We start from the raw sequence: 22,934 nt of genomic DNA, 5'->3' as shown, positions 1-22,934 counted from the left end.
ATGACCGCACCCGAAGACGTACCGGGGGCGTTACGGACGATCTCCCAGCTCGCCGAGGAGTACGGCCCCGCACTGGACAGGGCCTTCCGCGTCCTGGCGGACGGCGCGCTGACAGGTCCCGGAGCCGAGAAGCTCCATGCCGGCATGGCCGAGCGGCACGCCGCCGTACGGCACGCGTTCACCCTCGCCTTCCAACAGGTGAGGGCTCTCGGGGGCGGCGACCATCCGGCACCGCACATCGCGGCCCCCCGCCCGATGCCGCCTCCCTCACCCGGTGGTTATGTCGGCGGGGACCCCGACCGGCTGAACGCCCTGTCCACGGAGCTGGGGTCTGCGGGACGGGGCTGGGAGAGCGCGGGCGCGGCGCTGGCGGCGCTGCTGGCCCGGCTCGGACTCGGCACCGGGCCTGGCCGGGAGGTCGGGCAGGCGGGCGAATGGGTCTCCTCCCAGGTGAGGGAGGTGAACCGGCGCCGGGACGACCTGATGAAACAACGGCCACAGCCCGGCGAGAGCTTCGGGACCGGGGACTTCGGGACGGGAGAGTTCGGGGCGCCCACCGAGCCCGACAACGTGATCGACGCCCTCGGCGACGAGGTCTTCGCCGCCGTGGAGAAGGGCGCGGACGCGCTGGGGTTACACCCGCTCGGGGACGCCGCGCGCTTCCTCAACGACAACGTCGCCGAACCGATCGGCAGGCCGCCAACAAGCTCGGGGTCCCGGTCCTGGCCCCAACGAGCAGAGTAGGCGTCAGAAAAATGGCCCTTGCGCCCGAAGAGCCGAAAGTCGACGGAGACGGATACTGGAGACTTTCCCTTCCCGTCACAGATCAGTGACCTCGAAAGGACGACATGAAAATCCTGGGATTCTACGAGGAACTGTGGTCACACAGAGCAGGTGAACCTGAAGGAAAAATCAAGGATTCCATCCGGGACGTCCCGCTTCCAGATGAGTCCGACATAGTCGAGTATCTGGCCCGTGGACATGACCTCTTCTCCGTCATGGGAGCGGAAGAGGACGTCCTGGGAAGCGACTACCGCATTCTCGGCGGCTGTTCCGTCAAGACGGACGGTGAGTGGGTCTGGCGGGACGCGCTCTGGTTCTACCTGAACAGGTATCACATCGCCCTGCCCGACGAGTTCACCAACAAGGTGCGCGCCTACAACTACGAGGTTCCCTACGTGCCCGAATCACTGCTCGACGAGCTGGCGGACAAAGTCGTCGACATCTGGTGACCCACACGACGCACACCACGGACCCGGCGGAAGGGAACAGCGATGGACCGACAGGACCGTGAGGCGTTCAACTCCACCCGGTTCTACTGCCAGGCGACCGAGCGCCCAGGGACACTGGCCCTCGGAGACCCCGGATCAGGAGTCGTGCCCGTCTTCACCTCCCTGGACGGACTCGCCGCCTACCTGACGGCCAGAGGAGAAACCGAGGACGCGCGGTGGTTCTCCACCCTCGGCGCGGACCTGCTCACCCTCCTGCCCGCCGGGTACGGCCTGCTCATCGACCCGGGAACCGGCCACGCGACCGTCCTGACACCCCGGAGACAGGGCCTCAGCAGGTCGGCTCTCCGGTCTTGGGAGGAACGTTGATCGCGCTCCAGGCGGCCTTGACGGCGTCCACCTCGGTGCAGCTCCCCGGGTAGAGGGTCAGGGCGGCCTGTACGGTGGCCGCGCGCGCCTTGGCGTAGTTCCAGGGAGCGGTCTTGAGCTGGACGCCCTGGTAGAAGATCTTCCCCGCCTTACGGACGCCGATGCCCGTCAGCGTCGAGGGCCCGGAGCAGACGGGACTCGTGGGTTTGCCCGCCGGGTTGGTCCCCTCGGCCAGCAGGTAGAACCAGTGGTTCTGCGGCCCCGTGGCGGTGGTGTAGGGGGTGTAGCAGTTCTGGCCGCCGAGCTGCGCGGGGTCGTACAGGTTGCGGACCGGCCCGTTGCCCAGCAGGTCAACTTCCTCGCCGATCAGGTAGTCCGGCTCGTCGAGCGTGGCCGGATGATCGACGTAGTGTTCGAGCAGCGTGGCGAAGATGTCCCCCGACGACTCGTTGAGCCCCTGGTGCTCCTGGCCGTCGCCGCCCGAGGAGCCGCTCCAGCCGGAGCCAGACTCCAGGAAGGTCCGCAGGCCGTACTCGTGCCCGACGGAGTCCAGTGAGGTGACCCACCTCGTGCCCGCCTGGTTGCGGCCCAGGGCGACCCACCCGCTCAGGTAGGAGCCGACCAGGTCCGGCTTGAGGCGCACGGGAATGCCGCGTCCCTGCCCGTCGAGGCCGTCGCGCCCGAACCACTCGCGCAGCATGTCCATGTACCGCTGCGCGGCGAACACGCCGTCGACGCAGGCGGTCTCCTCGGTGACCGGGCTCCCGTTTCCCCAGTCGTTGCCGCGCTTGGTGAGGGTGATGCCGAGGGGACCGACGTCGCAGCGCAGTCCCGGGTAGGTGGGGTCGCTCAGGGTGAAGAAGTCCGGCCCTCCCGTGGTACGCAGGGACACCGGGTCGCCGTTGTAGTGACTGTGCCCCACCCCGTCGCGGACCGGTGCGCCCAGCGTCGATGCCGTCACGACCGCGACGGCGCCCAGCAAGATCTTGGAGGTCATCCGGTGTCTCCCCGGGAACGGCACACGGGCGGTTTTCTCCTGGAAAGTACAAACCCGCAGGCGGGAAGGCAATGTCCCGCGCTTTTCGGTCGCCCCGCGACGCGGAAGGCCCACCGGGAGCGGCCACGCCGTACCTGAACAGCCCACGCGCGGGCAGGCCGGGCCCGCCTAACGGGCACCCGATAAACCGTCGCGACACGCCGTGCCGTCAGGGCGAAGTCACGGCAGATGGATCAGCGGGAACGAATGGTGTACATCATGAGGTCGTGGACAACCGGTTGAAGCGTGACGACCTGACCGAGGACGAGTGGGTACGGCTGGCGCCGCTGTTACCCGCGCATCCTCGCCGGGGGCACCGCTGGGCCGACCACCGGGCGACCATCAACGGGGTGTTCTTCCGCAACCGGGCCGACTGCTCGTGGCGCGCGGTCCCCGAGATCTACGGCAGGTGGAAGACCGTCTACAACCGTCATCGGCGCTGGTCGACGGACGGCACCTGGGAGACGATCCTGCAGGCGCTGCTCTCCGACGAGACCGTGCCCGAGCCGGACAGGACGGCGGGCGGCGGCCGTACGCGTCAGGACATCAGGCCGGGCATGATGTTCGAGGTCGCGCACTGGTGACCCGCCGAGGCACCCGCCCCCGAGGGACGGGTGCCGAAGATGACACGGTCAGTACTGGACTCTGACCGATGCTCCGGAGAAGGCCTGGTTCGCGTACAGGCTGACGTAGACGTACCCGGTCGGAGGGTTGGTGACGGTCAGGGTCTCGGCGTTGCCGGGCCCCGTCGAGCGCCGGGTGTACGCCGAGGTGGTGGCCCAGCCGGTGGCGCTGTAGTAGAGGTCGGCGTTCCCGGTGCCGCCGGACGAGGTGATGGTCAGGGACGGGGTGCCCGAGGGTACCCGGAGGTAGAAGTAGACGTAGCCGCCCGAGGCCGCAGACAGGTTGCTCCGCCGGCAGTTCCTGTCGAGCTGCCGGGTGTCGGCCCCCGCGCACTCGGGGGTCGGCGAGCCCCCGTTCGACACCGTGACCTGCCGGGTGCTCGATGCGGTGGCGCCCGCGTCGTCGGTGACGGTCAGCTTCACCGCGTAGGTCCCGTCAGCGCCGTAGGTGTGGGAGGGGTTGGCCGCGGTCGACGAAGTACCGTCGCCGAAGCTCCACTGGCGGGACGCGATCGTCCCGTCGGGGTCGGCCGAGGTGTCGGTGAAGGCGACCGTGAGGCCGTTGGCGGTGAAGGTGAAGGCCGCCTCCGGCGCCCGGTTGCCGCCGCCTCCGCCGGAGCAGGCCCCCGAGGCGCAGGCCGCGAGCCAGGTCTGCCAGTCGCCGTCGTAGCGGCTGCCGACCGTGCCGGTCAGGAAGGCGCGGGCGGCGTTCCAGTTGCCGGTGCGGTAGTGGCCGAGGACGGTGGCGACGTCGGCCGGGTGCCTCTCGAACATGTACCGGACGGCCAGGTAACCCCACCGGTAGATCCGCGTCGTGTCGTGGGAGTAGGTGGTGTCCCACAGCGTGCTGAGCGCGTAGGTCCGCCTGGCCGCCTCGGCGACGGCGGCGTCGTAGACGACCTTCCGATAGGAGTAGGAGACGTACTCGGCGAAGCCCTCGATCCACCAGATGGTCGGGGTGGTGACCCCGGCGCCGAAGTCGCCGTACATGTCGTAGCGGCCGTCGAGGTAGTGGGTGTACTCGTGGTTGAGGTTCCAGATCTCGAACGCGGGCCGTACCCACTCGGCCTCGTAGGCGACGAACCTCGGCTGGTTGCCCGCCGCGGCCGGGTCACCCTCCAGATACATGCCGCCGTTGTTGGTGTCGATGCCGAACATCGCCCCGGCGTAGGTCTGGTAGTCGGTGCTGGAGTCGAAGACGCAGACCTCGATGATGGTGTTGTTGTCGCCGGAGACCGGCCGGTTACCGTCCTTGACGAGGTCGTGGAAGTAGGCGTCCTGGTTGAGGAGGCTCCGGCAGCTGTCGGCGAGCTGGGTCGCCGTCATCTCCTGGGCCCGGATCCTGATGCTGGGGCTGCAGGTGTGGTTGACGGTCAGGACGCTGTCGGCCAGGCGCCGCTGGAGGTCGCAGGTGTCGTAGTAGGAGCAGTTCGTCCTGTCGTAGGAGTCGGCCATCTCCGCGACGCCGACCCACAGCGAGGCGGTCCGCCCGGTGATGGCGCTGCGGGTGAGCAGGTTCCTGGCCAGCGGCCGTACCCGGCTCAGCAGCGCGGGGTGCTGGAGGAAGCGGCCCAGTTCCCGGCCCGCGTTCGAGGTCAGGTAGCTCCGGTCCGTGCCGAGCAGGCCGAGGTGGGTGGCCGCGAAGGAGTTGAGGGTGTCCAGGACGCTCGGGTCGCTCTGGACGGCGCTGACGAACGCCGGGACCTGGTGGCCGCGGAAGAGCACGGTGTAGACGTTGTTGACCGCGTTGAGCATCCGCCATGAGGCGTCGTAGGAGCTGTCGTAGCTCGTGAGCAGCCGCTTGACGACGCCGAGGTAGCGGGCGTTCTCCTCGGCACTGTCGATCAGGGTGACGGCCTCGGCGAGGACCTCGCCGTTGGCGTCGCTCACCGTGAGGGCCCGGGAGCTGCCGAAGAAGGCGTCGAGGCCGCTCTGGATCGCGGTCCTCAGGGCGCTGCCGTAGGTGCCGACGGTGGCCGGGTCGTACCAGTGCACGTAGTAGCCCGCGCGCAGGTACAGCACCAGCTGGGCGGTTCCCGTGGTGTTGTCGCCGGGATACGCCGCGGCGTTGTCGCGCAGCGCGTAGGCGACGGTGACCATCTGGGACTCGCGGAAGGCGTAGTAGGCGTCGTCGCCGCTCAGGTCGAACAGCGTGTTGACACAGTCGGTCGTCGAGGCCCTGATCTGCTGGACGAGGGCGCTTCCCGAGCGGCCGGTGAAGTCACCGACGTTGCACGCCGCCGCCCTGGCCGCCGTGGTCACGGGCGCGTCGTAGTCATGCCGCAGCGCGTCCTTCGACGCCGCGACCGGGGGACGCTCCCCCGTCACCAGCGGATACTTCCTGACATGTCCTGCCTCGTCCACGGCTGAGCGCGCGCTGACAGGCGGCGGCTTGGGCACGGCACGCGGTACGGCACGCGCCGGGGTGGCCACCAGGCCCTGGAGCGCCAGCCCCAGGCCGAGGGTGAGGGCGAGCAGCGCCGCCAGGCGCTCACGCCGGGATGGTGTGGTCGTCAACGTACAACCTCCGGGGGGAATCCATGGAGCGGACATGAGGTTGGGGTGCTGGAACGGCTGGGCGCCCATTCAGCCGTACGCCCTCCGGGGATCTCACCCCCGAAAGGCGGGAGAAGGACCTTCTGCCGGAAGTTTGTGGGCGTGTACCGCCTTCAGCTCATAAAGCGGCACATAATTCTTGACTATGGATCTCGACACCAGGCATCTCCGGATGATCTGCGCGATAGCCGAAACGGGCAGCGTCACACGGGCGGCGGCCAGGATGGGACTGTCGCAGCCGGCCATCACCAACCAGCTGCACCGGGTCGAGAGTCTCGTCGGCGGGTCCCTGTTCGTCCGCAGCCGATCCGGGGTCGAACCGACCCCGCTGGGCCGTCAGGTCATCGCCCGCGCCAGGATCGTGCTGTCCGAGATGGACGCGCTCTTCGGCGACATGCGCGCTCCCGCCGACCCCACCGGGATCCTGCGCCTGGGCTGCGTGCACCTGGCCTGTGTGGCGAGCATCGTCAACCGGGTCGGCGAGGCGCTGCCGGGCCGGGAGATCTCGCTGCGCATCGAGCCGTCGGCGACGCTGCTGGCCGAGGGGCTCACGCACGGCCACCTGGACGCGGCGCTGCTCGGCGTCATCGAGGGCTTCGACGTCACGCTGACGGCCCCCGTCGTCAGCCGCACCCTGGTCCCCCGGTATCCGATATTCATCGCGATGTCGGCGGCCCACCGGCTGGCCGGGCGCGAGGAGATCGACCTGGCCGACCTGCGGGAGGAGGCGTGGATCAGCCCACCCGGCGCCGACGACGGCTCCCTCGCCGCACTACGGGCCTCATGCCGTACGGCGGGCTTCGAGCCACGGGTCCTCTACGACGCGCCGAGCGGCGCCGCCAGGCCACTGGTCGCGGACGGGCACGGGGTGCGCCTGGTGGATCCCACCTGGCCGCCCGCCCAGGGCACGGTCGTCCGTCCGCTCGCCGGGGAACCGCAGGTCGCCCGGCTCGTCATGGCCTGGCGCAGGGACAGGCTGAGCACCGAGGGAGCGGCCGACCTCTACCGCGGCCTCGCGACGGCCTTCGCCGACCACGTGGACGGCAACCCGGCCTTCAGCCGCTGGTGGCACACCCACCCGGAGGTGCACCCCCTCCCCTGAACCTCAGACCCACCCGTCAAGCACGGCCACAAACGCCTCATGCCGGCCGTACCAGACACTGTGCCCGGGCACATACCGGCTCGGCTTGGCACGGGTCACGAGAGAGCCGCCTCCTGCAGGACGACGCGGGCGAGGGCGTCGGCGGCGTCGAGACGGCCGAGGGACTTGGCGGCCTTGGCCATGGCGGCGCGGGCCTGGGGGTCGGCGAGCAGCGGGAGGAGTTCGGCGAGCAGGTGCTCCGGGGTGGGCCCGGCGTCGAGGAGCGCCCGCGCCGCGCCCGCCTCGGCCAGGTAGCGGGCGTTCTGCCGCTGTTCGTCGCCCGCCGACGGGATCAGCGGGATCAGGACGGACGGCTTGCCGATCGCGGTCAGCTCGGCGATGGTGCCCGCGCCGCTGCGGGAGACGACGACATCCGCGGCGGCGAACACGTGGGCCAGTTCCTCCCCCACGTAGGCCACCGGCTGGTAGCGGCCCGCCAGTTCGGGGGGCAGGGCGGCGGCGGTCCGGCTGAGCCCGTCGATCCAGCCCGCGCCGCACTGGTGGAGCACCTGCGCCCGGGTGAGCAGCGACGGCAGGATGGCCTCGATCATGGTGTTGATCTGGCGGCTGCCCTGCGCCCCGCCGGTCACGTAGACCAGGGGCAGTTCGGGCGAGAGGCGGAAGTGCCAGCGCCCCGAGGGGGCGTTGCCGTTCAGCAGGTGGGGGCGGACGGGGTTTCCGGTGACCACGGCCCGCTCCCGCGCCGAGGCGGGCAGGTGCTCGACCGAGGAGGGGTGGGTGAGCGCGACGCGGGTGGCGAAGCGCGCCAGGATGCGGTTGGCCAGGCCGAGCGCGGTGATCTGCTCGTGCATCACCAGCGGACGGCCGAGCAGCCTGGAGGCCAGCCCCAGCGGCACGCACACGTATCCCCCGGTCGACAGCACCACGTCGGGACGGTAGCGGGCGGCGATGCCGAAGGCCTGCAGGACGCCGACGGGGATGCGGAACATGTCGGCGAGGTTGGTGAGCAGTTCGCGGGGGTTCGGGGAGCGCCGGAGCTTGCCCGCCTTGATGGCCCGGAACGGGATGCCGTGCTCGGCCGCGACACGCGCCTCAAGGCCGCTGGCCGTACCCACCCACAGGACGTCGAGGCCGAGGCCACGGGCGGCGGCCTGCTCGCGGACGGCCGCGACGGTGGTCAGCGCGGGGTAGGTGTGACCGCCGGTTCCGCCTCCGGTGACGAGCATCCGCAGGGGACGGGGGTTTCCGGCGTTCATGTGCGTGTCCTTCCAGCGTTGCGGTCATCCGGGTCCTGGGCCACGTCGGCGCGTCCGGCGGCCTCGCGCACGCTACCCGGAGTCACGACGAAGATCCAATTAACCGGATACGTCCGCCCGCTCCCGGAAACACCGGAAACGATATTTGGTTCCATCCCCTTCCGAGGGCTTATCCCCGTTTTCCCCATGATGCCGTGACTGTACGGCTCACGCGCCGTCCGGCGTCCACCGCAGGGTCATGTCGGGCAGTTTCTCCATGTTCCTCCGGCCGTCGTCGGTGTCGAGGACCGTGAAGCCGTGGCGCTCGTAGAAGGCGCGGGCCTCGGCGTTGCGCTGGAAGACGTGCAGGGAGAGACCGTGCGGGCTGTGCCGTCTGACCTCGTCGAGCAGGAGGGTGCCGATGCCCCGGCGACGGACGTCGGGCCGCAGATAGAGGTGTTCGAGCATGTCCCCGTCAAGGGCCGCGTAGCCGACGACCTCCCCCTCGCGCACCGCGACCCAGGTCCGGCACGCGGGAAGCACGCTCTCCTCGATCCACCGGGCGACCTGCGCGTGATCCCGTCTCTGCGGCGGCAGGTACGGCATGGCCGCCGCCCTTGAGGTCATGTGGATGCGCGCGATCACCGCCGCGTCCGCCGTTTCCGCGGGCCTGATCTGGATCGTTCCGGTGTCGTCCACGGCAGGGAACCTACAGTTCCCGCCGGGACGCGGGCCAACGGATAAACCGGCGCGGCCGGGCGAAAACGCCTTCGGAGTCCGAGATGCCCAGGAAGGAAGGTATAAGGATCTTCGTCGCTCCAGGCACGCGGGGGCCCCGGCCTGGATACGATCATGAATATGAAGAAGGACATGGGCGCGGCCGGGGATACGGGCGCCGCATCCGGAACCGCCTTCGATGGCTGAGCCGATCAGGAAGGAGCCCTCAGTAACGGGGAGGGAGCTACCACTCGTCGGAGGCGCTCCCAGAGAGCGAGCTGACGCGGCGGAGAACCGAAGGAAGATTCTCTCCGCCGCCCGGCGCATCACCGCCTCCGGCGGTGTGGAGAGCCTGTCGATGGACGAAGTGGCTCAGGCAGCGGGTGTCGGGGTCGGCACGGTCTACCGGCGGTTCGGGGACCGGGCCGGTCTGGCGTACGCGCTGATCGACGAGCGAGAACGCAGGCTGCAGGACGCGTTCCTGCACGGGCCGCCACCACTCGGGCCGGGGGCACCAGCCTCCGAACGGATCATCGCCTTCATGGAGGCGCTGGTCGACCGCACCGAGGAACAGGCCGACCTGCTGCTCTTCGCCGAAGCCAGCGCACCGGAGGCCAGGTACACCGGGGGCTCATACGCCGCCTACCACCTGCACCTGACAACGCTGCTGCGACATCTTCGCCCGGACACGGACATCCATTATCTCGCGGACGCCCTGCTCGCCCCGCTGGCCGCTCCTCTCTACCTGCACCAGCGCAGGACGCTCGGAATGGACGTCGAACGGGTCAAGGCCGGACTGGACGAGCTGGTACGCACTCTCGGACAGCCGGAATCCGAGGAGCGGTTCCAACCGGAACCTCCACCCCCCATATAAGCGGAGAAATCTCCGCCTCGCAAGGTCCGTGATCATTCCGTAGTCATGCCGAGAGGCCCCCGCGAAGGTGTTCCACGAGGGCCTCTCGGCATGGCCGTACTAGTAGATGGGTCGCGAGGAGGAGCGCAGCCGCTCCAGGGCTTCGGCCAGGATCTGGGCGCCGTCCTTGTCGCTGCGACGCTCCTTCACGTAGGCCAGGTGCGTCTTGTAGGGCTCGTTGCGCGGCGGCGCGGGCGGGTTCGCCTCGTCCTGACCGGCGGGAAGGCCGCAGCGAGGGCAGTCCCAGAACTCAGGCACGGCGGCGTCGCTGGCGAAGCTGGGGCGCGTCTCGTGCATGTTCGCGCACCAGAACGGAACCCTCACACGGGGAGCCGCCTCGCCACGCTCCGCCTCCCCCATCGGGCCGGCGCCGACACGACTGCCACGGATCGCGTTGCCACTACCCACGGATGAACTCCTCGCTCGATGGCCCCTGCGCTCGGTTGGATGCGGGGGGCTGAACCACTGTCACGCTTGCCGTAGCCGGATCAGGGCTTAAGGATGAGGCCCAACGCGATGATGCACACGAACCAGACCACACCGGTGATGACGGTGAGACGGTCGAGGTTGCGCTCCACCACGGAGGAGCCGCCGAACGACGACGTGAAGCCGCCGCCGAACAGATCCGACAGGCCGCCGCCCTTGCCCTTGTGAAGCAGAACAAGCAGCACCATCAGCATGCTCGCCAGAATGAGGGCGATGGAGATTCCGATTGTCACCGTGACCTGTCCCTATGTGCGACCCGCGTCGGGTGCGTCTCTGTATGACGCCTGTGGCGTGACGATTCAAACTTGCTCTAAGAGGGTACGACCTGTTGTCAAGTCGTACCCTCCGAACGGCCCAGTCAGCCAGACATTTCGCTAAAGCGGCAGATTTTGGCAAACTCTCCCGGGTCCAGACTTGCGCCGCCGACCAGGGCACCGTCCACATCGGGCTGGGCCATGATGCCGGCGACGTTGTCAGACTTGACCGAGCCTCCATAAAGGATACGGACGGCAGCGGCCACCTCGCCGTCATACAGCTCGGCGAGTCGGGAACGCAGCGCCGAACAGACCTCCTGCGCGTCGGCCGGGGTCGCGACCTCACCGGTCCCGATCGCCCAGACCGGCTCGTAGGCCAGCACGATCGACCTGACCTGCTCCGCGGGGACCTTCCTGAGCGCCCCGTCGAGCTGCGAGACGCTGTGGGCGACCTGGCCACCCGCCCTGCGGACCTCCAGCCCCTCCCCCACGCACAGGATCGGCGTGAGCGAGTTGCGGTAGGCCGCCTGGACCTTGGCGTTGACCACGTCGTCGTCCTCGCGGTGGTACTGCCGCCGCTCCGAGTGCCCGATCACGACGAAGGTGCACCCGAGCTTGGCGAGCATCGCCCCGGAGATCTCCCCGGTGTAGGCGCCCGCGTCCTGCTGTGAGAGGTCCTGCGCGCCGTACAGGATGCGCAGTCTGTCGCCGTCGATGAGGGTCTGCACGCTGCGCAGGTCCGTGAACGGCGGCAGCACCGCGACGTCGACCCTGTCGAAGTCCTTGTCGTTGAGGGCGAAGGCCAGCTTCTGGGTGGTGGCGATGGCCTCAAGGTGGTTGAGGTTCATCTTCCAGTTGCCGGCCATGAGCGGCTTGCGCGTCGTGCTCATCCGTGGCTCACCGTCTCTCGTCCGCCTTCGTCTCGATCATGTTCCGCGCCCGCCGCCCCCGTGTTCCGGGGACGGCGGGCGGCACGGCGCTCGTCGCGTCGCTCCACCCCTACGCCTCCAGGGCGACGAGGCCGGGCAGGGTCTTGCCCTCAAGATATTCGAGGCTGGCCCCGCCACCGGTCGAGATGTGCGAGAAACCGTCCTCGGGAAGGCCCAGTTGCCGTACGGCGGCGGCGGAGTCACCACCCCCGACGACCGTGAAGGCCTCCGACCCGATCAACGCCTCGGCCACGGCACGGGTTCCCCCGGAGAACGCCTCGAACTCGAAGACGCCCATCGGGCCGTTCCAGAACACCGTCCGCGCGTCGGCGAGCTTCGTGGCGAACAGCTCGCGGCTGCGCGGGCCGATGTCCAGCCCCTGGCGGTCGGCCGGGATGGCGGTAGCGTCCACGACCTCGTGGCCGGCGTCCTCGGCGAAGTGCGTCGCGGCCAGCACGTCGACGGGCAGGACGATCTCCACGCCGCGCTTGACCGCCTCGTTGAGGAACTCGCGCACCTGGTCGAGCTGGTCGCTCTGCAGCAGCGACTGACCGACCTCGTGCCCCTGGGCCGCCAGGAACGTGTAGGCCATGCCGCCGCCGATGAGCAGGCGGTCGACCTTGGTGAGCAGGTTGCCGATGACGCCGAGCTTGTCGGAGACCTTGGCCCCGCCGAGCACCACGACGTACGGCCTGGCGGGCTCCTCGGTCAGCCTCTTGAGGACCTCGACCTCGGCCAGGACGAGCCTGCCCGCCGCGTGCGGCAGCAGCAGCGGCACGTCGTAGACGCTGGCGTGCTTGCGGTGGACGGCGCCGAAGCCGTCGCCGACATAGAGCTCGGCCAGGGCGGCCAGCTTCTCGGCGAAGGCGGCGCGCACCGCGTCGTCCTTGGACTCCTCGCCCGGCTCGAAGCGCAGGTTCTCCAGCAGCGCCACCTGGCCGTCCTCAAGGCCCGCGGCGACGGCCTGGGCCGAGGGCCCGACCACGTCGGAGGCGAAGGCGACCTCGGTGCCGAGCAGCTCACCCAGGCGCTTGGCGACGGGAGCCAGGGAGTACTTCGGGTTGGGCTCTCCCTTGGGACGCCCCAGGTGGGCGCAGGCGATCACGCGCGCCCCCCTGCCCGCGAGCTCCTGGATCGTCGGGACCGAGGCCCGGATGCGGCCGTCGTCGGTGATGACGTCCCCGTCGAGGGGGACGTTGAGGTCGACGCGCACCAGGACGCGCCGACCCTTCACGTCGAACTCGGAGAGGTCCTTCATCAGAGGTCGGCGCCGACCAGCTCGATGAGGTCCACGAGGCGGTTGGAGTAGCCCCACTCGTTGTCGTACCAGCCGACGACCTTGACCTGGTTGCCGATCACCTTGGTCAGGCCCGCGTCGAAGATGCAGGAGGACGGGTCGGTGACGATGTCGGAGGAGACGATCGGGTCCTCGGTGTAGGTCAGGATGCCCTTGAGCGGACCGTCGGCGGCGGCCTTGAACGCGGCGTTGACCTCCTCAGCCGTGGTCTCACGGCTGACGTCCACGGTCAGGTCGGTGGCCGAGCCGGTGGGGATCGGCACGCGCAGCGCGAAGCCGTCGAGCCTGCCCTTCAGCTCGGGGAGCACCAGGCCGATGGCCTTGGCCGCACCGGTCGAGGTGGGCACGATGTTCAGCGCGGCGGCGCGGGCGCGGCGCAGGTCGCTGTGCGGGCCGTCCTGCAGGTTCTGGTCCTGCGTGTAGGCGTGGATCGTGGTCATCAGGCCCTTCTCGATGCCGAAGGTGTCGTTGATGACCTTGGCAAGCGGAGCCAGGCAGTTGGTGGTGCACGAGGCGTTGGAAATGATCGTGTGCTGGGCGGGGTCGTACTTGTCCTGGTTGACGCCGACCACCACGGTGACGTCCTCGTTCTTGGCCGGGGCCGAGATGATGACCTTCTTGGCGCCGTTCTCCGCGTGCACCCTGGCCTTGTTGGCGTCCGTGAAGAAGCCGGTGGACTCCACCACCACGTCCACACCCAGGTCGCCCCAGGGAAGCTTGGCGGGGTCGCGCTCGGCGAAGGCCTTGATCGCCTTGCCGTCCACGATGATCTCGTCGGCGGTGCTCTTCACCTCGTACGGCAGGCGGCCGAGGATGCTGTCGTACTTGAGCAGGTGGGCGAGCGTGGCGTTGTCGGTCAGGTCGTTGACCGCAACGATCTCGATGTCCTTGCCGCTGGCAGCGACCGCACGCCAGAAGTTGCGGCCGATGCGGCCGAATCCGTTGACGCCTACGCGGATGCTCACGGTGCCGATCTCCTCGTACGTCGTGCGCCGGCCGAAAGCCGGCGACTTGGGCGGGCTGAAACCTCAATCACGAACACTATCGGACCCAAATTGGTTTAGACCACTTGCGGGGGCAGGTCCGTTCACCTTCATCCCATGCGTAGGTATCGCACTATTCAAGTGAAGTGCCCGGCTTGTCACGATAAATCCGTACAACACCATGGTGACCTGCTATGACATCCCAAAACGATGCCCGGGCACGCGGACGGGCGGCCCCGGAACCGGGACCGCCCGCGTGAGAGAACGCCGGCTACGGCGCCAGCATGTCCACCGTGAGGTTGGCCTCGGTGTTGGGGATGCCGATGTCCTGGGCGCGCTTGTCGGCCATCGCCAGCAGGCGCCGGATGCGTCCCGCGATGGCGTCCTTGGTCAGCGGCGGGTCGGCGAGCTGCCCCAGCTCCTCAAGGGAGGCCTGCTTGTGCTCGACCCGCAGGCGGCCCGCGATCACCAGATGCTCGGGGGCCTCCTCCCCGAGGATCTCCAGCGCCCGCTGCACCCTGGCCCCGGCCGCGACCGCGGCGCGGGCCGAGCGCCGCAGGTTGGCGTCGTCGAAGTTGGCCAGCCGGTTGGCCGTGGCCCGCACCTCGCGGCGCATCCGCCGCTCCTCCCAGGCCAGCACGCTGTCGTGGGCGCCGAGCCGGGTCAGCAGCGCACTGATGGCGTCACCGTCGCGGACCACCACGCGGTCGACGCCCCGCACCTCGCGCGCCTTGGCGTGGATCTTCAGCCGCCGCGCCGAGCCGACCAGCGCCAGCGCCGCCTCAGGACCCGGGCAGGTGACCTCAAGCGACATGGAACGGCCCGGCTCGGTGAGCGAGCCGTGCGCCAGGAAGGCACCCCGCCAGGCGGCCTCGGCGTCACAGGTCGCCCCCGCGACCACCTGACGCGGCAGGCCGCGGACCGGACGGCCGTGGTTGTCGATCAGCCCCGTCTGGCGGGCCAGAGCCTCGCCGTCGCGGTAGACCCTGACCACGTAGCGCGACCCCTTGCGCAGCCCCGCGGGCGCCAGGACGAGCACCTCCGCCTTGTGCCCGAAGACCTCACCGATGTCCTTGATGAGCCTCCTGGCGGTGACGTTGGTGTCCAGCTCCGCCTCGATCACGATCCGCCCGCCGACCAGGTGCAGCCCGCTCGCGAACCGCAGCAGCGTCGAAACCTCAGCCTTACGGCAGCAAGGCTTCAGGACCGGCAAGCGGCTCAGCTCGTCCTTCACCACACCTGTCATCGCCATGCGCGTTCGTCCTCCCCCATACAGACCTCATGCGGCCGAGAAACCAGGCTCACAGAAGTTTCTCGCACTCCTGAGCACCGCTGACCAGGATCAACGCTTCTCACGGAAAATCTCGTCCAGGACGGAGGCAAGACGTTGCGCATCATGCCGTGGTGAGCCGTCCTCGTCGGCGACCGGGGCCATGACGAGCCGCCCGCCCAGTTCGGCCGCGGCCTTCTCCAGCTCCTCACCGTCCTCGGCGACACCGGTGTCGGCGAGCACCACGTCGATCGTCAGGGAGGGGGCGTGCTGACGCAGCACCTCCAGGTGCTTCTGCGGGGAGAAACCGTCGGTTTCTCCCGGCTGGGGGGCCAGGTTGAGCGCGACCAGCCTGCGCGCCCGGGTGCGCAGCAGCGCCTCGGCCAGCTCGGGCACCTTCAGGTGGGGCAGCACACTCGTGAACCACGAGCCCGGCCCGAACACCACCCAGTCGGCCTCAAGCACCGCCTGGACCGCCTCCGGGCAGGCGGGCGGGTCGGTCGGCAGCAGCGAGATCGCGCGGACCCTTCCCGGGGTCAGCGCGCAGGCCACCTGGCCGTAGACCGTGCTCACCCGGCCGTCCAGCTCGACCTCGGCGGCGATGTCGAGCGGCACCGAGGACATCGGCAGGACCCGCCCGTGCGCGCCGAGCAGCCGCCCGACCCAGTCGAGCCCGGCGACCGTGTCACCGAGACGCTCCCACAGGGCGACGATCAGCAGGTTGCCGACCGCGTGCCCGTGCAGGTCACCCTCGCTGCGGAAGCGGTGCTGGACCACCTCGCTCCAGGTGCGGCCCCACTCGTCGTCGCCGCACAGCGCGGCCAGGGCCATCCTGAGGTCTCCGGGGGGCAGCACGCCCAGCTCACGCCTGAGCCGCCCGCTCGACCCGCCGTCGTCGGCCACGGTGACGACGGCCGTCAGCTCGGAGGTGACCCTGCGCAGCGCCGACAACGACGCGTACAGTCCGTGTCCGCCGCCCAGGGCGACGACCTTGAGATCCTCGCTCACTCCCGGCCCACATCCCGGTGGCTCACCTGCACCTCCATGCCTCCCCGATCTCGCAATCGGCCGCCGAGCTGCTCGGCCATCGCGACGCTGCGGTGCTTGCCGCCGGTACAGCCGACGGCGAGCGTGGCATAGCTCTTGCCCTCGCGGGTGTAACCGGCGGCGATGATGCCGACCACCTCCTCGTAGGCGTCGAGAAGCTCCTTGGCACCCGACTGGTTGAGGACGTAGTCACGCACGGAGGCGTCCAGGCCGTTCAGCGGGCGCAGCTCGGGGACCCAGTGGGGGTTGGGCAGGAAACGGCAGTCGACGACCAGGTCGGCGTCGACGGGCAGGCCGTACTTGTAGCCGAAGGAGACCACGTTGACCCGCAGCCCGGGGCGGTCCTCCCCTCCGAAGAAGGCGACGATCTTGCCGCGGAGCTCGTGGACGTTGAGGTTGGAGGTGTCGATGACCAGGTCGGCGTTGGCGCGGACCTCGCGCAGGATGCCGCGCTCCCTGGCGATGCCGTCCACCAGGCGGCCCTCTGCCTGCAGCGGGTGCGGGCGGCGGACGTTCTCGAACCTGCGGACCAGCTCCTCGTCGCTGGCCTCAAGGAACACCACCCGTACGGCGACGCCGCGCCCATCGAGCTCCTCGATGGCGGCGTTGAGGTCGGTGGTGAAGGCCAGGCTGCGCACGTCGACCACGGCGGCCACCTTGTCCGCGGCCAGCTTGACCCGTCCCGCCTCCTCGGCCATCGCGAACAGCAGGCCGGGGGGCAGGTTGTCGATGACGAACCAGCCCAGGTCCTCCAGCGCCTTGGCCGCGGTGCTGCGCCCGGCTCCCGACATGCCGGTGACGATGACGAACGCGGTCTCTCTGTCGTTCATGGGTGCTCCCCCTTCAACGCCGACACAATCGTCTCGGCCGTGGCGGGGCCGATCCCGGGCACCTCACGGATCTGCTCCGCGGTGGCCTCACGCAGCCGCCGCACGGATCCGAAATGTTTGATCAGCGCCTGTCTGCGGGCCGGGCCGAGCCCGGGAACCTCGTCCAGGGCGCTTTCCTTCACGCTCTTCGACCGCTTGGACCGATGGTAGGTGATGGCGAAGCGGTGGGCCTCGTCGCGCACCCGCTGCAGGAGGTAAAGGGCCTCGCTCGACCGGGGGAGGATCGCGGGCAGGTCCTCCTCGGGCAGCCAGACCTCCTCAAGCCGCTTGGCCAGGCCGCAGACCGCCACGTCGTCCACGCCCAGCTCGTCGAGCGCGCGCTGGGCGGCGGCCGCCTGGGCAGGGCCACCGTCGACGACGACCAGGTTGGGGGGATAGGCGAACTTGCGTGGCTTGCCGGTCTCCGGATCGAGAGCCGCCCCGGCGCCCACCTCGACGTCCAGCTCTCCGGTCTCGGAACGCTCCTCCAGATAGCGCCTGAACCGGCGGGAGATCACCTCGTGGATCGAGGCGACGTCGCCCTCGGTCGAGTTGACGGCGAACCTGCGGTACTCGCTCTTGCGGGCCAGGCCGTCCTCGAAGACCACCATGGAGGCGACCACGTTGGTGCCCTGCGTGTGGGAGACGTCGTAGCACTCGATCCGCAGCGGCGCCTGGTCGAGCCCGAGCGCGTCGGCGACCTCCTGCAGCGCCCTGCTGCGGGCGGTCAGGTCGCTGGCCCGCTTGAGCTTGTGCTGCTTGAGGGCCTCCTTGGCGTTGCGCTCGACGGTCTCCATGAGCGTCTTCTTGTCGCCGCGCTGCGGGACGCGGATCTCGACCCTGGCCCCGCGGTGCTCGCCGAGCAGCTCGGCGACGGCCTCGGCGTCGGGGGGCATGGCGGGCACCAGGACCTCGCGTGGCAGCGCCTCGGGGGCGGCCTCGCCGTACATCTGGAGAAGGAACTGCTCGACCAGCTCGCCGGGGCCCGTGTCCTCGACCTTGTCGACCACCCAGCCGCGCTGGCCCCTGATGCGCCCTGAGCGCACGTAGAAGACCTGGACCGCGGCCTCAAGGGCGTCCTCGACCAGGGCGATCACGTCGCAGTCGGTGTTGTCGGCCAGCACGACCGCCTGCTTCTCCATCGCCTGGCGCAGCGCCTGGATGTCGTCGCGCAGCCTCGCCGCGCGCTCGTACTCCTGCTCGGCGGCCGCCTGGCGCATCTCGCGCTCAAGGCGTCTGGTGAAACGGCCGGTGTTGCCCGCCATGAAGTCGCAGAAGTCGTCGGCCAGCGCCCGGTGCTCCTGCTCGGTGACCCTGCCGACGCAGGGGGCCGAGCACTTGCCGATGTAGCCCAGCAGGCAGGGGCGGCCGATCTGGGCGGCGCGCCGGAACACCCCGGCCGAGCAGCTCCTGATCGGGAAGACCCGCAGCAGGAGGTCGACAGTCTCCCTGATCGCCCAGGCGTGGGAGTAGGGGCCGAAGTAGCGGATGCCCTTGCGCTTGGCCCCGCGCAGCACCTGGACCCTGGGGAACTCCTCCCCCATGGTGACCGCGAGGTAGGGATAGGACTTGTCGTCGCGGTACTTGACGTTGAACCGGGGGTCGTACTCCTTGATCCAGGAGTATTCGAGCTGGAGCGCCTCGACCTCGGTGCCGACGACCGTCCAGTCGACGCCGACCGCCGTCGTGAGCATGGTCTGGGTGCGCGGATGCAGCCCGGCGAAGTCCGCGAAGTAGGAGTTGAGCCGCTGGCGAAGGCTCTTGGCCTTGCCCACGTAGATGACCCTGCCCCCGGAGTCCCTGAACCGGTAGACGCCGGGGGACTCGGGGATCGTTCCCGGCTCGGGCCGGAAACTCACCGGACCGCCCATAGATCTCGCCACGCTCGAAAGCCTATCGGCCCCGACCGACAGGACCCCTTCCCAGCAAGACCCCCCATATGACCCCGTACGGCCCGGCGCCGCCCCCTCCTGTCCGGCGCCGGGCGACCGCTCCCAGCCCGGGCTCAGCCCAGGAGGATGGAGCCCCCCTCGACCTTGATCGTCTTCTTCTCCAGGGGCCTGGGCGCAGGGCCGTCGGTGACCGAGCCGTCGGCGATGGCGAACTTGCTGCCGTGGCAGGGGCAGACGATGACGCCGTCCGCGACGCTGTCCACGTCGCATCCCCGGTGGGTGCACAGGGAGGCGAAGGCCTTGAACTCCCCCGCCTTCGGCTGGGTGACCACGATCTTCTCGTCCTTGAAGACCTTGCCGCCGCCCACGGGGATGTCGGCGACCTTCGCCAGGGCCGCCCCCTTCTCCGCAGCGGGCGAGCCCGAGGGCTTGGCGGCCGGGCTCTCCGCGGCCGGGCCCTGCGCGGCGGGCTCACCGCCGCCGCACGCGGTCAGCAGCGCCGTGACCCCGAGGCCTCCGGCGCCGAGCACCACCGAGCGACGTGTCGTCTCCGTCATGGTCGTCCCTTTCGTCTTCCACTTCCTGCGGGTACGGCCAGCACACCAGCACACCGCCGCCGGATCAGCATGCCGCACCCGCCGTCAGGAGACTGTGAAGAATTACGCATGCGGAAAATTTAATCTTCTCCAGCCGAAACGATCAGGAACGCCCCGAAGGCTCACACCATGACGATGCCGTCGCCGTCGACCTTCAGGGAGTACTCGACCAGCGGGGCCTCCGCCGGGCCCTTGAGGCACTTGCCGGAGTCGGCCGCGAACTCGCTGCCGTGGCAGGGGCAGTGGATGACGCCGTCCGCCACCCGGCCGACCGAGCAGCCCCGGTGCGGGCAGCTCGCGTTGAAGGCCTTGAACACGCCCTGCGACGGCTGGGTGATCACGATCTTCCACCTGCTGACGACCTTGCCGCCCCCGACGGGGACGTCCGCGGTCTTGACGATGACCTTCCCCTTGATTCCCGGGGGCACGACCGCGGGTCCCTGCTCGGCGGCGGCACATCCGGTAAGCGCGGCCCCGCACGCCACCACGGCCGCGGCACCGATCACGTGTCTGCGTGTGGGCTCGTTACCGCTCACTGGGACCTCCCCCGGCGTCACCCCGCCGGAGGGCGGGCATTCTCGTCCTCGTCAAGGATATTGGCGAGGATGCCCGCCCCCTGGAGAGGGCCTCAGCTCCCCAGAATCTTGCGCAGGAAACGCCCGGTGTGACTGTCCTCGACCAGGGCGACGTCCTCGGGGGTGCCCGTGGCCAGCACGGTGCCGCCCCGCGAGCCGCCCTCCGGACCCATGTCGATGATCCAGTCGGCGGTCTTGATCACGTCGAGGTTGTGCTCGATGACGATGACCGTGTTGCCGCCGTCGACGAGCTTGCCCAGCACGCCGAGCAGCCGCCGGATGTCCTCGAAGTGCAGACCGGTGGTCGGCTCGTCCAGCACGTAGATGGTCCGGCCCGTCGAGCGGCGCTGCAGCTCGGAGGCGAGCTTGACGCGCTGGGCCTCACCGCCCGACAGGGTGGTCGCGGGCTGGCCGAGACGGACGTAGCCCAGACCGACGTCGTTGAGCGTCTTGAGGTAGCGCTTGATCGCCGGGATCGCGTCGAAGAACTCCAGGGCCTCCTCGATCGGCATGTCGAGAACCTCGGAGATGGTCTTGCCCTTGTAGTGGACCTCCAGGGTCTCCCTGTTGTAGCGCGCGCCGTGACAGACCTCGCACGGCACGTAGACGTCCGGCAGGAAGTTCATCTCGATCTTGATGGTTCCGTCGCCGGAGCAGGCCTCGCAGCGGCCGCCCTTGACGTTGAAGCTGAAACGGCCCTTGGCGTATCCGCGGACCTTGGCCTCGGTGGTCTGCGCGAACAGGTCACGCACCTTGTCGAAGACCCCGGTGTAGGTCGCCGGGTTCGAGCGCGGGGTGCGGCCGATGGGCGACTGGTCCACGTGCACGACCTTGTCGACCAGGTCCATGCCGTTGATCCGCGAGTGCCGCCCGGGGACGGTCCGCGCGCCGTTCAGCTCCTTGGCCAGGGCACTGTAGAGGATGTCGTTGACGAGCGTGGACTTGCCCGACCCCGAGACACCGGTGACCGCGGTGAACACGCCGAGGGGGAACTCGACGTCGACGCCCTTGAGGTTGTGCTCGCGGGCCCCCTTGACGGTGATCTGCCGCTTCCTGTCCCGCTTACGGCGGGCGGGAGGGACGGTGATGGCCTTGCGGCCCGACAGGTAGGCGCCGGTCAGCGAGTCCTCCGAGGCCAGCAGGTCGGCCACGGTGCCCGAGACGACGACCTGGCCGCCGTGCTCACCAGCGCCGGGGCCGATGTCGACCACCCAGTCGGCGGCGGCGATGGTGTCCTCGTCGTGCTCGACCACGATGAGCGTGTTGCCCATGTCACGCAGCCTGATCAGGGTCTCCAGCAGCCGCTGGTTGTCGCGCTGGTGCAGGCCGATGGACGGCTCGTCCAGCACGTAGAGGACGCCGACCAGGCCGGAGCCGATCTGGGTCGCCAGGCGGATGCGCTGGGCCTCACCACCGGCGAGGGTGCCCGCGGCGCGGTCCATGGTCAGGTAGTCCAGGCCCACGTCGAGCAGGAAGCCCATCCGGGCGTTGATCTCCTTGACCACCCGCTCGGCGATCTGCATGTCCCGCTCGGACAGCGTGAGCCCGGCCAGGAAGCGGGCGCAGTCGCCGATCGACATCGCCGAGACCTCGGCGATCGAACGCCCCTCGACGGTGACGGCCAGCGAGACGGGCTTGAGCCTGGCCCCCTGACACGCGGGACAGGGGATCTCCCGCATGTAGCCCTCGTACTTCTCCCGCATACCGTCGCTCTCGGACTCGGCGTGCCGGCGCTGCACCCAGGGGATGACCCCCTCGAAGGTGGTGTAGTAGGAGCGCTGACGGCCGTAGCGGTTGCTGTAGCGGACGTGGACCTGCTCGTCGTGACCGTACAGCAGCGCCTTCTGCGCCTTCTTCGACAGCCTCTCCCACGGGGTTTCGAGCGAGAACCCCGTGGCCAGGCCGAGCGCCTCGATGAGACGGACGAAGTAGTCGCTGGTGTGCCCGCCCGCCCACGGGGAGATCGCGCCGTCGGCCAGCGTCTTCTCCGGGTCGGCCACGACGAGTTCGGGATCGACCTCCATGCGCGTCCCGAGGCCCGTGCACTCGGGGCAGGCGCCGAAGGGCGAGTTGAAGGAGAACGAGCGCGGCTCAAGCTCCTCGAACGACACGTCGTCGTAGGGGCAGTAGAGGTGCTCCGAGTAGAAACGCTCGCGGTTGGGGTCCTTCTCGGGGAGATCGACGAACTCCAGCGTGATCGTGCCGCCGGAAAGCTGCAGGGCGGTCTCGACCGACCCGGTCAGGCGGCTGCGCGAGCCCTCCTTGACCGTGAGGCGGTCCACGATCACCTCGATGTCGTGCTTCTCCTGCTTCTTCAGCGTGGGCGGCTCGTCGAGACGGACCACGGTGCCGTCGACGCGCGCCCTGGCGAAGCCCTTCGCCTGGAGCTGGCCGAACAGGTCGGCGTACTCCCCCTTGCGGCCGCGGACGACCGGCGCGAGCACCTGGAAACGGGTGCCCTCCTGCAGCTCCATCACCCGGTCGACGATCTGCTCGGGGCTCTGCCTGGCGATCGGGCGGGCGCACTGGGGGCAGTGCGGCTTGCCGATGCGGGCCCACAGGAGCCTCAGGTAGTCGTAGACCTCGGTGATCGTGCCGACGGTCGAACGGGGGTTGCGGCTCGTGGACTTCTGGTCGATCGAGACCGCGGGCGAGAGCCCCTCGATGAAGTCGACATCCGGTTTGTCCATCTGCCCGAGGAACTGCCGTGCGTAGGCGGACAGCGACTCCACGTAGCGGCGCTGGCCCTCGGCGAAGATGGTGTCGAAGGCCAGGCTCGACTTGCCCGAGCCGGACAGCCCGGTGAAGACGATCAGAGAGTCCCGCGGAAGGTCCAGCGAGACGTCCTTGAGGTTGTGTTCACGTGCGCCACGCACGATGAGGCGGTCAGCCACTGCGATCCCGACGTCGATGTGGAAGGTTGAGAAGCGGTCGCGGGAAGACTAGCCACGGGGTC

The 22,934-nt window shown here is 69.5% G+C and carries 22 protein-coding genes; 6 read left to right on the top strand and 16 right to left on the bottom strand.

Going from position 1 to position 22,934, the window contains the following annotated elements; translation table 11 throughout:
• The 3 genes from FHS44_RS32455 (at position 1) to FHS44_RS32445 (ending at position 1,598) form a co-directional block, all read left to right on the top strand.
• Positions 1-744: a hypothetical protein gene (locus FHS44_RS32455; RefSeq protein ID WP_184721758.1), complete on the top strand. Its 744-nt coding sequence runs from the start codon at positions 1-3 to the stop codon at positions 742-744.
• Between the two features lie 104 nt (positions 745-848).
• Positions 849-1,232 carry a hypothetical protein gene (locus FHS44_RS32450; RefSeq protein WP_184721756.1) on the top strand — a complete coding sequence of 128 codons (384 nt, stop codon included), beginning with the start codon at positions 849-851 and terminating at the stop codon, positions 1,230-1,232.
• 42 nt (positions 1,233-1,274) lie between these two features.
• Positions 1,275-1,598, top strand: coding sequence for an SseB family protein (locus FHS44_RS32445; RefSeq protein WP_184721754.1), 324 nt, complete (start codon positions 1,275-1,277; stop codon positions 1,596-1,598).
• On the opposite strand, the gene FHS44_RS32440 is transcribed toward FHS44_RS32445, so the two are convergent.
• Positions 1,561-2,595: a M4 family metallopeptidase gene (locus tag FHS44_RS32440; protein WP_184721752.1), complete on the bottom strand. Its 1,035-nt coding sequence runs from the start codon at positions 2,593-2,595 to the stop codon at positions 1,561-1,563. The two genes, FHS44_RS32445 and FHS44_RS32440, sit on opposite strands and share 38 nt — an antisense overlap.
• A 266-nt stretch (positions 2,596-2,861) precedes the next feature.
• Between FHS44_RS32440 and FHS44_RS42535 the strand changes: the two genes are divergently transcribed.
• Positions 2,862-3,218, top strand: a complete 357-nt coding sequence (locus FHS44_RS42535) for a transposase (RefSeq protein WP_184721750.1) — start codon at positions 2,862-2,864, stop codon at positions 3,216-3,218.
• Positions 3,219-3,266: 48 nt separating this feature from the next.
• Here FHS44_RS42535 and FHS44_RS32430 read toward each other — a convergent pair whose 3' ends face one another.
• The gene (locus FHS44_RS32430; RefSeq protein WP_281401653.1) at positions 3,267-5,774 is read right to left on the bottom strand and encodes a collagenase; all 2,508 of its coding nucleotides are present in this window, start codon (positions 5,772-5,774) and stop codon (positions 3,267-3,269) included.
• 184 nt (positions 5,775-5,958) lie between these two features.
• Between FHS44_RS32430 and FHS44_RS32425 the strand changes: the two genes are divergently transcribed.
• The gene (locus tag FHS44_RS32425; protein ID WP_184721748.1) at positions 5,959-6,915 is read left to right on the top strand and encodes a LysR family transcriptional regulator; all 957 of its coding nucleotides are present in this window, start codon (positions 5,959-5,961) and stop codon (positions 6,913-6,915) included.
• Positions 6,916-7,010: 95 nt separating this feature from the next.
• Here the strand turns inward: FHS44_RS32425 and FHS44_RS32420 are convergent, their stop codons facing one another.
• Both FHS44_RS32420 and FHS44_RS32415 read right to left on the bottom strand, forming a co-directional pair.
• Positions 7,011-8,171: a UDP-N-acetylglucosamine--N-acetylmuramyl-(pentapeptide) pyrophosphoryl-undecaprenol N-acetylglucosamine transferase gene (locus tag FHS44_RS32420; RefSeq protein WP_184721745.1), complete on the bottom strand. Its 1,161-nt coding sequence runs from the start codon at positions 8,169-8,171 to the stop codon at positions 7,011-7,013.
• 207 nt (positions 8,172-8,378) lie between these two features.
• Complete coding sequence (locus FHS44_RS32415; protein ID WP_221461568.1) at positions 8,379-8,849, bottom strand: GNAT family N-acetyltransferase; 471 nt, start codon at positions 8,847-8,849, stop codon at positions 8,379-8,381.
• Between the two features lie 229 nt (positions 8,850-9,078).
• Here FHS44_RS32415 and FHS44_RS32410 point away from each other — a divergent pair, with 229 nt between their 5' ends.
• Positions 9,079-9,741 (top strand): TetR/AcrR family transcriptional regulator, encoded by a 663-nt coding sequence (locus FHS44_RS32410; RefSeq protein WP_312863915.1) that lies wholly within the window; start codon positions 9,079-9,081, stop codon positions 9,739-9,741.
• Positions 9,742-9,840: 99 nt separating this feature from the next.
• Here the strand turns inward: FHS44_RS32410 and FHS44_RS32405 are convergent, their stop codons facing one another.
• The 12 genes from FHS44_RS32405 to uvrA form a co-directional block, all read right to left on the bottom strand.
• Complete coding sequence (locus FHS44_RS32405; RefSeq protein WP_012892502.1) at positions 9,841-10,188, bottom strand: RNA polymerase-binding protein RbpA; 348 nt, start codon at positions 10,186-10,188, stop codon at positions 9,841-9,843.
• An 80-nt stretch (positions 10,189-10,268) separates the two neighbouring features.
• Positions 10,269-10,499 carry a preprotein translocase subunit SecG gene (gene secG, locus FHS44_RS32400; protein WP_184721741.1) on the bottom strand — a complete coding sequence of 77 codons (231 nt, stop codon included), beginning with the start codon at positions 10,497-10,499 and terminating at the stop codon, positions 10,269-10,271.
• Positions 10,500-10,624: 125 nt separating this feature from the next.
• Positions 10,625-11,410 carry a triose-phosphate isomerase gene (gene tpiA / locus FHS44_RS32395; RefSeq protein ID WP_184721739.1) on the bottom strand — a complete coding sequence of 262 codons (786 nt, stop codon included), beginning with the start codon at positions 11,408-11,410 and terminating at the stop codon, positions 10,625-10,627.
• Positions 11,411-11,519: 109 nt separating this feature from the next.
• Entirely contained in the window at positions 11,520-12,707 is a 1,188-nt protein-coding gene (locus FHS44_RS32390) for a phosphoglycerate kinase (protein ID WP_184721737.1), read from the bottom strand.
• A complete protein-coding gene (gap, locus tag FHS44_RS32385; protein WP_184721735.1) occupies positions 12,707-13,711 on the bottom strand; it encodes a type I glyceraldehyde-3-phosphate dehydrogenase in 1,005 nt (334 codons plus the stop codon). Before gap ends, FHS44_RS32390 begins: the two co-directional genes overlap by 1 nt.
• Positions 13,712-14,000: 289 nt before the next feature.
• On the bottom strand, positions 14,001-14,981 hold the full coding sequence (whiA, locus tag FHS44_RS32380) for a DNA-binding protein WhiA (protein ID WP_012892507.1): 981 nt from the start codon (positions 14,979-14,981) through the stop codon (positions 14,001-14,003).
• A 90-nt stretch (positions 14,982-15,071) separates the two neighbouring features.
• Positions 15,072-16,007, bottom strand: a complete 936-nt coding sequence (locus FHS44_RS32375; RefSeq protein ID WP_184721733.1) for a gluconeogenesis factor YvcK family protein — start codon at positions 16,005-16,007, stop codon at positions 15,072-15,074.
• Positions 16,004-16,876, bottom strand: a complete 873-nt coding sequence (gene rapZ, locus FHS44_RS32370; RefSeq protein WP_184721731.1) for an RNase adapter RapZ — start codon at positions 16,874-16,876, stop codon at positions 16,004-16,006. Before rapZ ends, FHS44_RS32375 begins: the two co-directional genes overlap by 4 nt.
• A complete protein-coding gene (gene uvrC, locus FHS44_RS32365; protein ID WP_184722376.1) occupies positions 16,873-18,786 on the bottom strand; it encodes an excinuclease ABC subunit UvrC in 1,914 nt (637 codons plus the stop codon). Before uvrC ends, rapZ begins: the two co-directional genes overlap by 4 nt.
• A 134-nt stretch (positions 18,787-18,920) precedes the next feature.
• A complete protein-coding gene (locus FHS44_RS32360; RefSeq protein ID WP_184721728.1) occupies positions 18,921-19,364 on the bottom strand; it encodes a Rieske (2Fe-2S) protein in 444 nt (147 codons plus the stop codon).
• Positions 19,365-19,525: 161 nt separating this feature from the next.
• Positions 19,526-19,939, bottom strand: a complete 414-nt coding sequence (locus tag FHS44_RS42530; RefSeq protein ID WP_184721726.1) for a Rieske (2Fe-2S) protein — start codon at positions 19,937-19,939, stop codon at positions 19,526-19,528.
• A gap of 92 nt (positions 19,940-20,031) precedes the next feature.
• Positions 20,032-22,872, bottom strand: coding sequence for an excinuclease ABC subunit UvrA (gene uvrA, locus FHS44_RS32350; protein ID WP_184721724.1), 2,841 nt, complete (start codon positions 22,870-22,872; stop codon positions 20,032-20,034).
• Positions 22,873-22,934 lie beyond the last annotated feature (62 nt).

This window comes from Streptosporangium saharense (genome assembly GCF_014203715.1).
Lineage (GTDB): Bacteria > Actinomycetota > Actinomycetes > Streptosporangiales > Streptosporangiaceae > Streptosporangium > Streptosporangium saharense.
Note: the sequence above shows the minus strand (reverse complement) of the source record. Positions and strands in the feature narration are given on the sequence as shown.

Excerpts from the sequence above, each read along its gene's own strand:
- FHS44_RS32450 (WP_184721756.1), top strand. The coding sequence starts at position 849 with ATGAAAATCCTGGGATTCTACGAGGAACTGTGGTCACACAGAGCAGGT.
- FHS44_RS32390 (WP_184721737.1), bottom strand. The coding sequence starts at position 12,707 with ATGAAGGACCTCTCCGAGTTCGACGTGAAGGGTCGGCGCGTCCTGGTG.
- FHS44_RS32440 (WP_184721752.1), bottom strand. The coding sequence starts at position 2,595 with ATGACCTCCAAGATCTTGCTGGGCGCCGTCGCGGTCGTGACGGCATCG.
- FHS44_RS32445 (WP_184721754.1), top strand. The coding sequence starts at position 1,275 with ATGGACCGACAGGACCGTGAGGCGTTCAACTCCACCCGGTTCTACTGC.
- tpiA (WP_184721739.1), bottom strand. The coding sequence starts at position 11,410 with ATGAGCACGACGCGCAAGCCGCTCATGGCCGGCAACTGGAAGATGAAC.
- FHS44_RS32425 (WP_184721748.1), top strand. The coding sequence starts at position 5,959 with ATGGATCTCGACACCAGGCATCTCCGGATGATCTGCGCGATAGCCGAA.
- FHS44_RS32455 (WP_184721758.1), top strand. The coding sequence starts at position 1 with ATGACCGCACCCGAAGACGTACCGGGGGCGTTACGGACGATCTCCCAG.
- FHS44_RS32420 (WP_184721745.1), bottom strand. The coding sequence starts at position 8,171 with ATGAACGCCGGAAACCCCCGTCCCCTGCGGATGCTCGTCACCGGAGGC.
- rapZ (WP_184721731.1), bottom strand. The coding sequence starts at position 16,876 with ATGAACGACAGAGAGACCGCGTTCGTCATCGTCACCGGCATGTCGGGA.
- whiA (WP_012892507.1), bottom strand. The coding sequence starts at position 14,981 with ATGGCGATGACAGGTGTGGTGAAGGACGAGCTGAGCCGCTTGCCGGTC.
- uvrC (WP_184722376.1), bottom strand. The coding sequence starts at position 18,786 with ATGGGCGGTCCGGTGAGTTTCCGGCCCGAGCCGGGAACGATCCCCGAG.
- FHS44_RS32360 (WP_184721728.1), bottom strand. The coding sequence starts at position 19,364 with ATGACGGAGACGACACGTCGCTCGGTGGTGCTCGGCGCCGGAGGCCTC.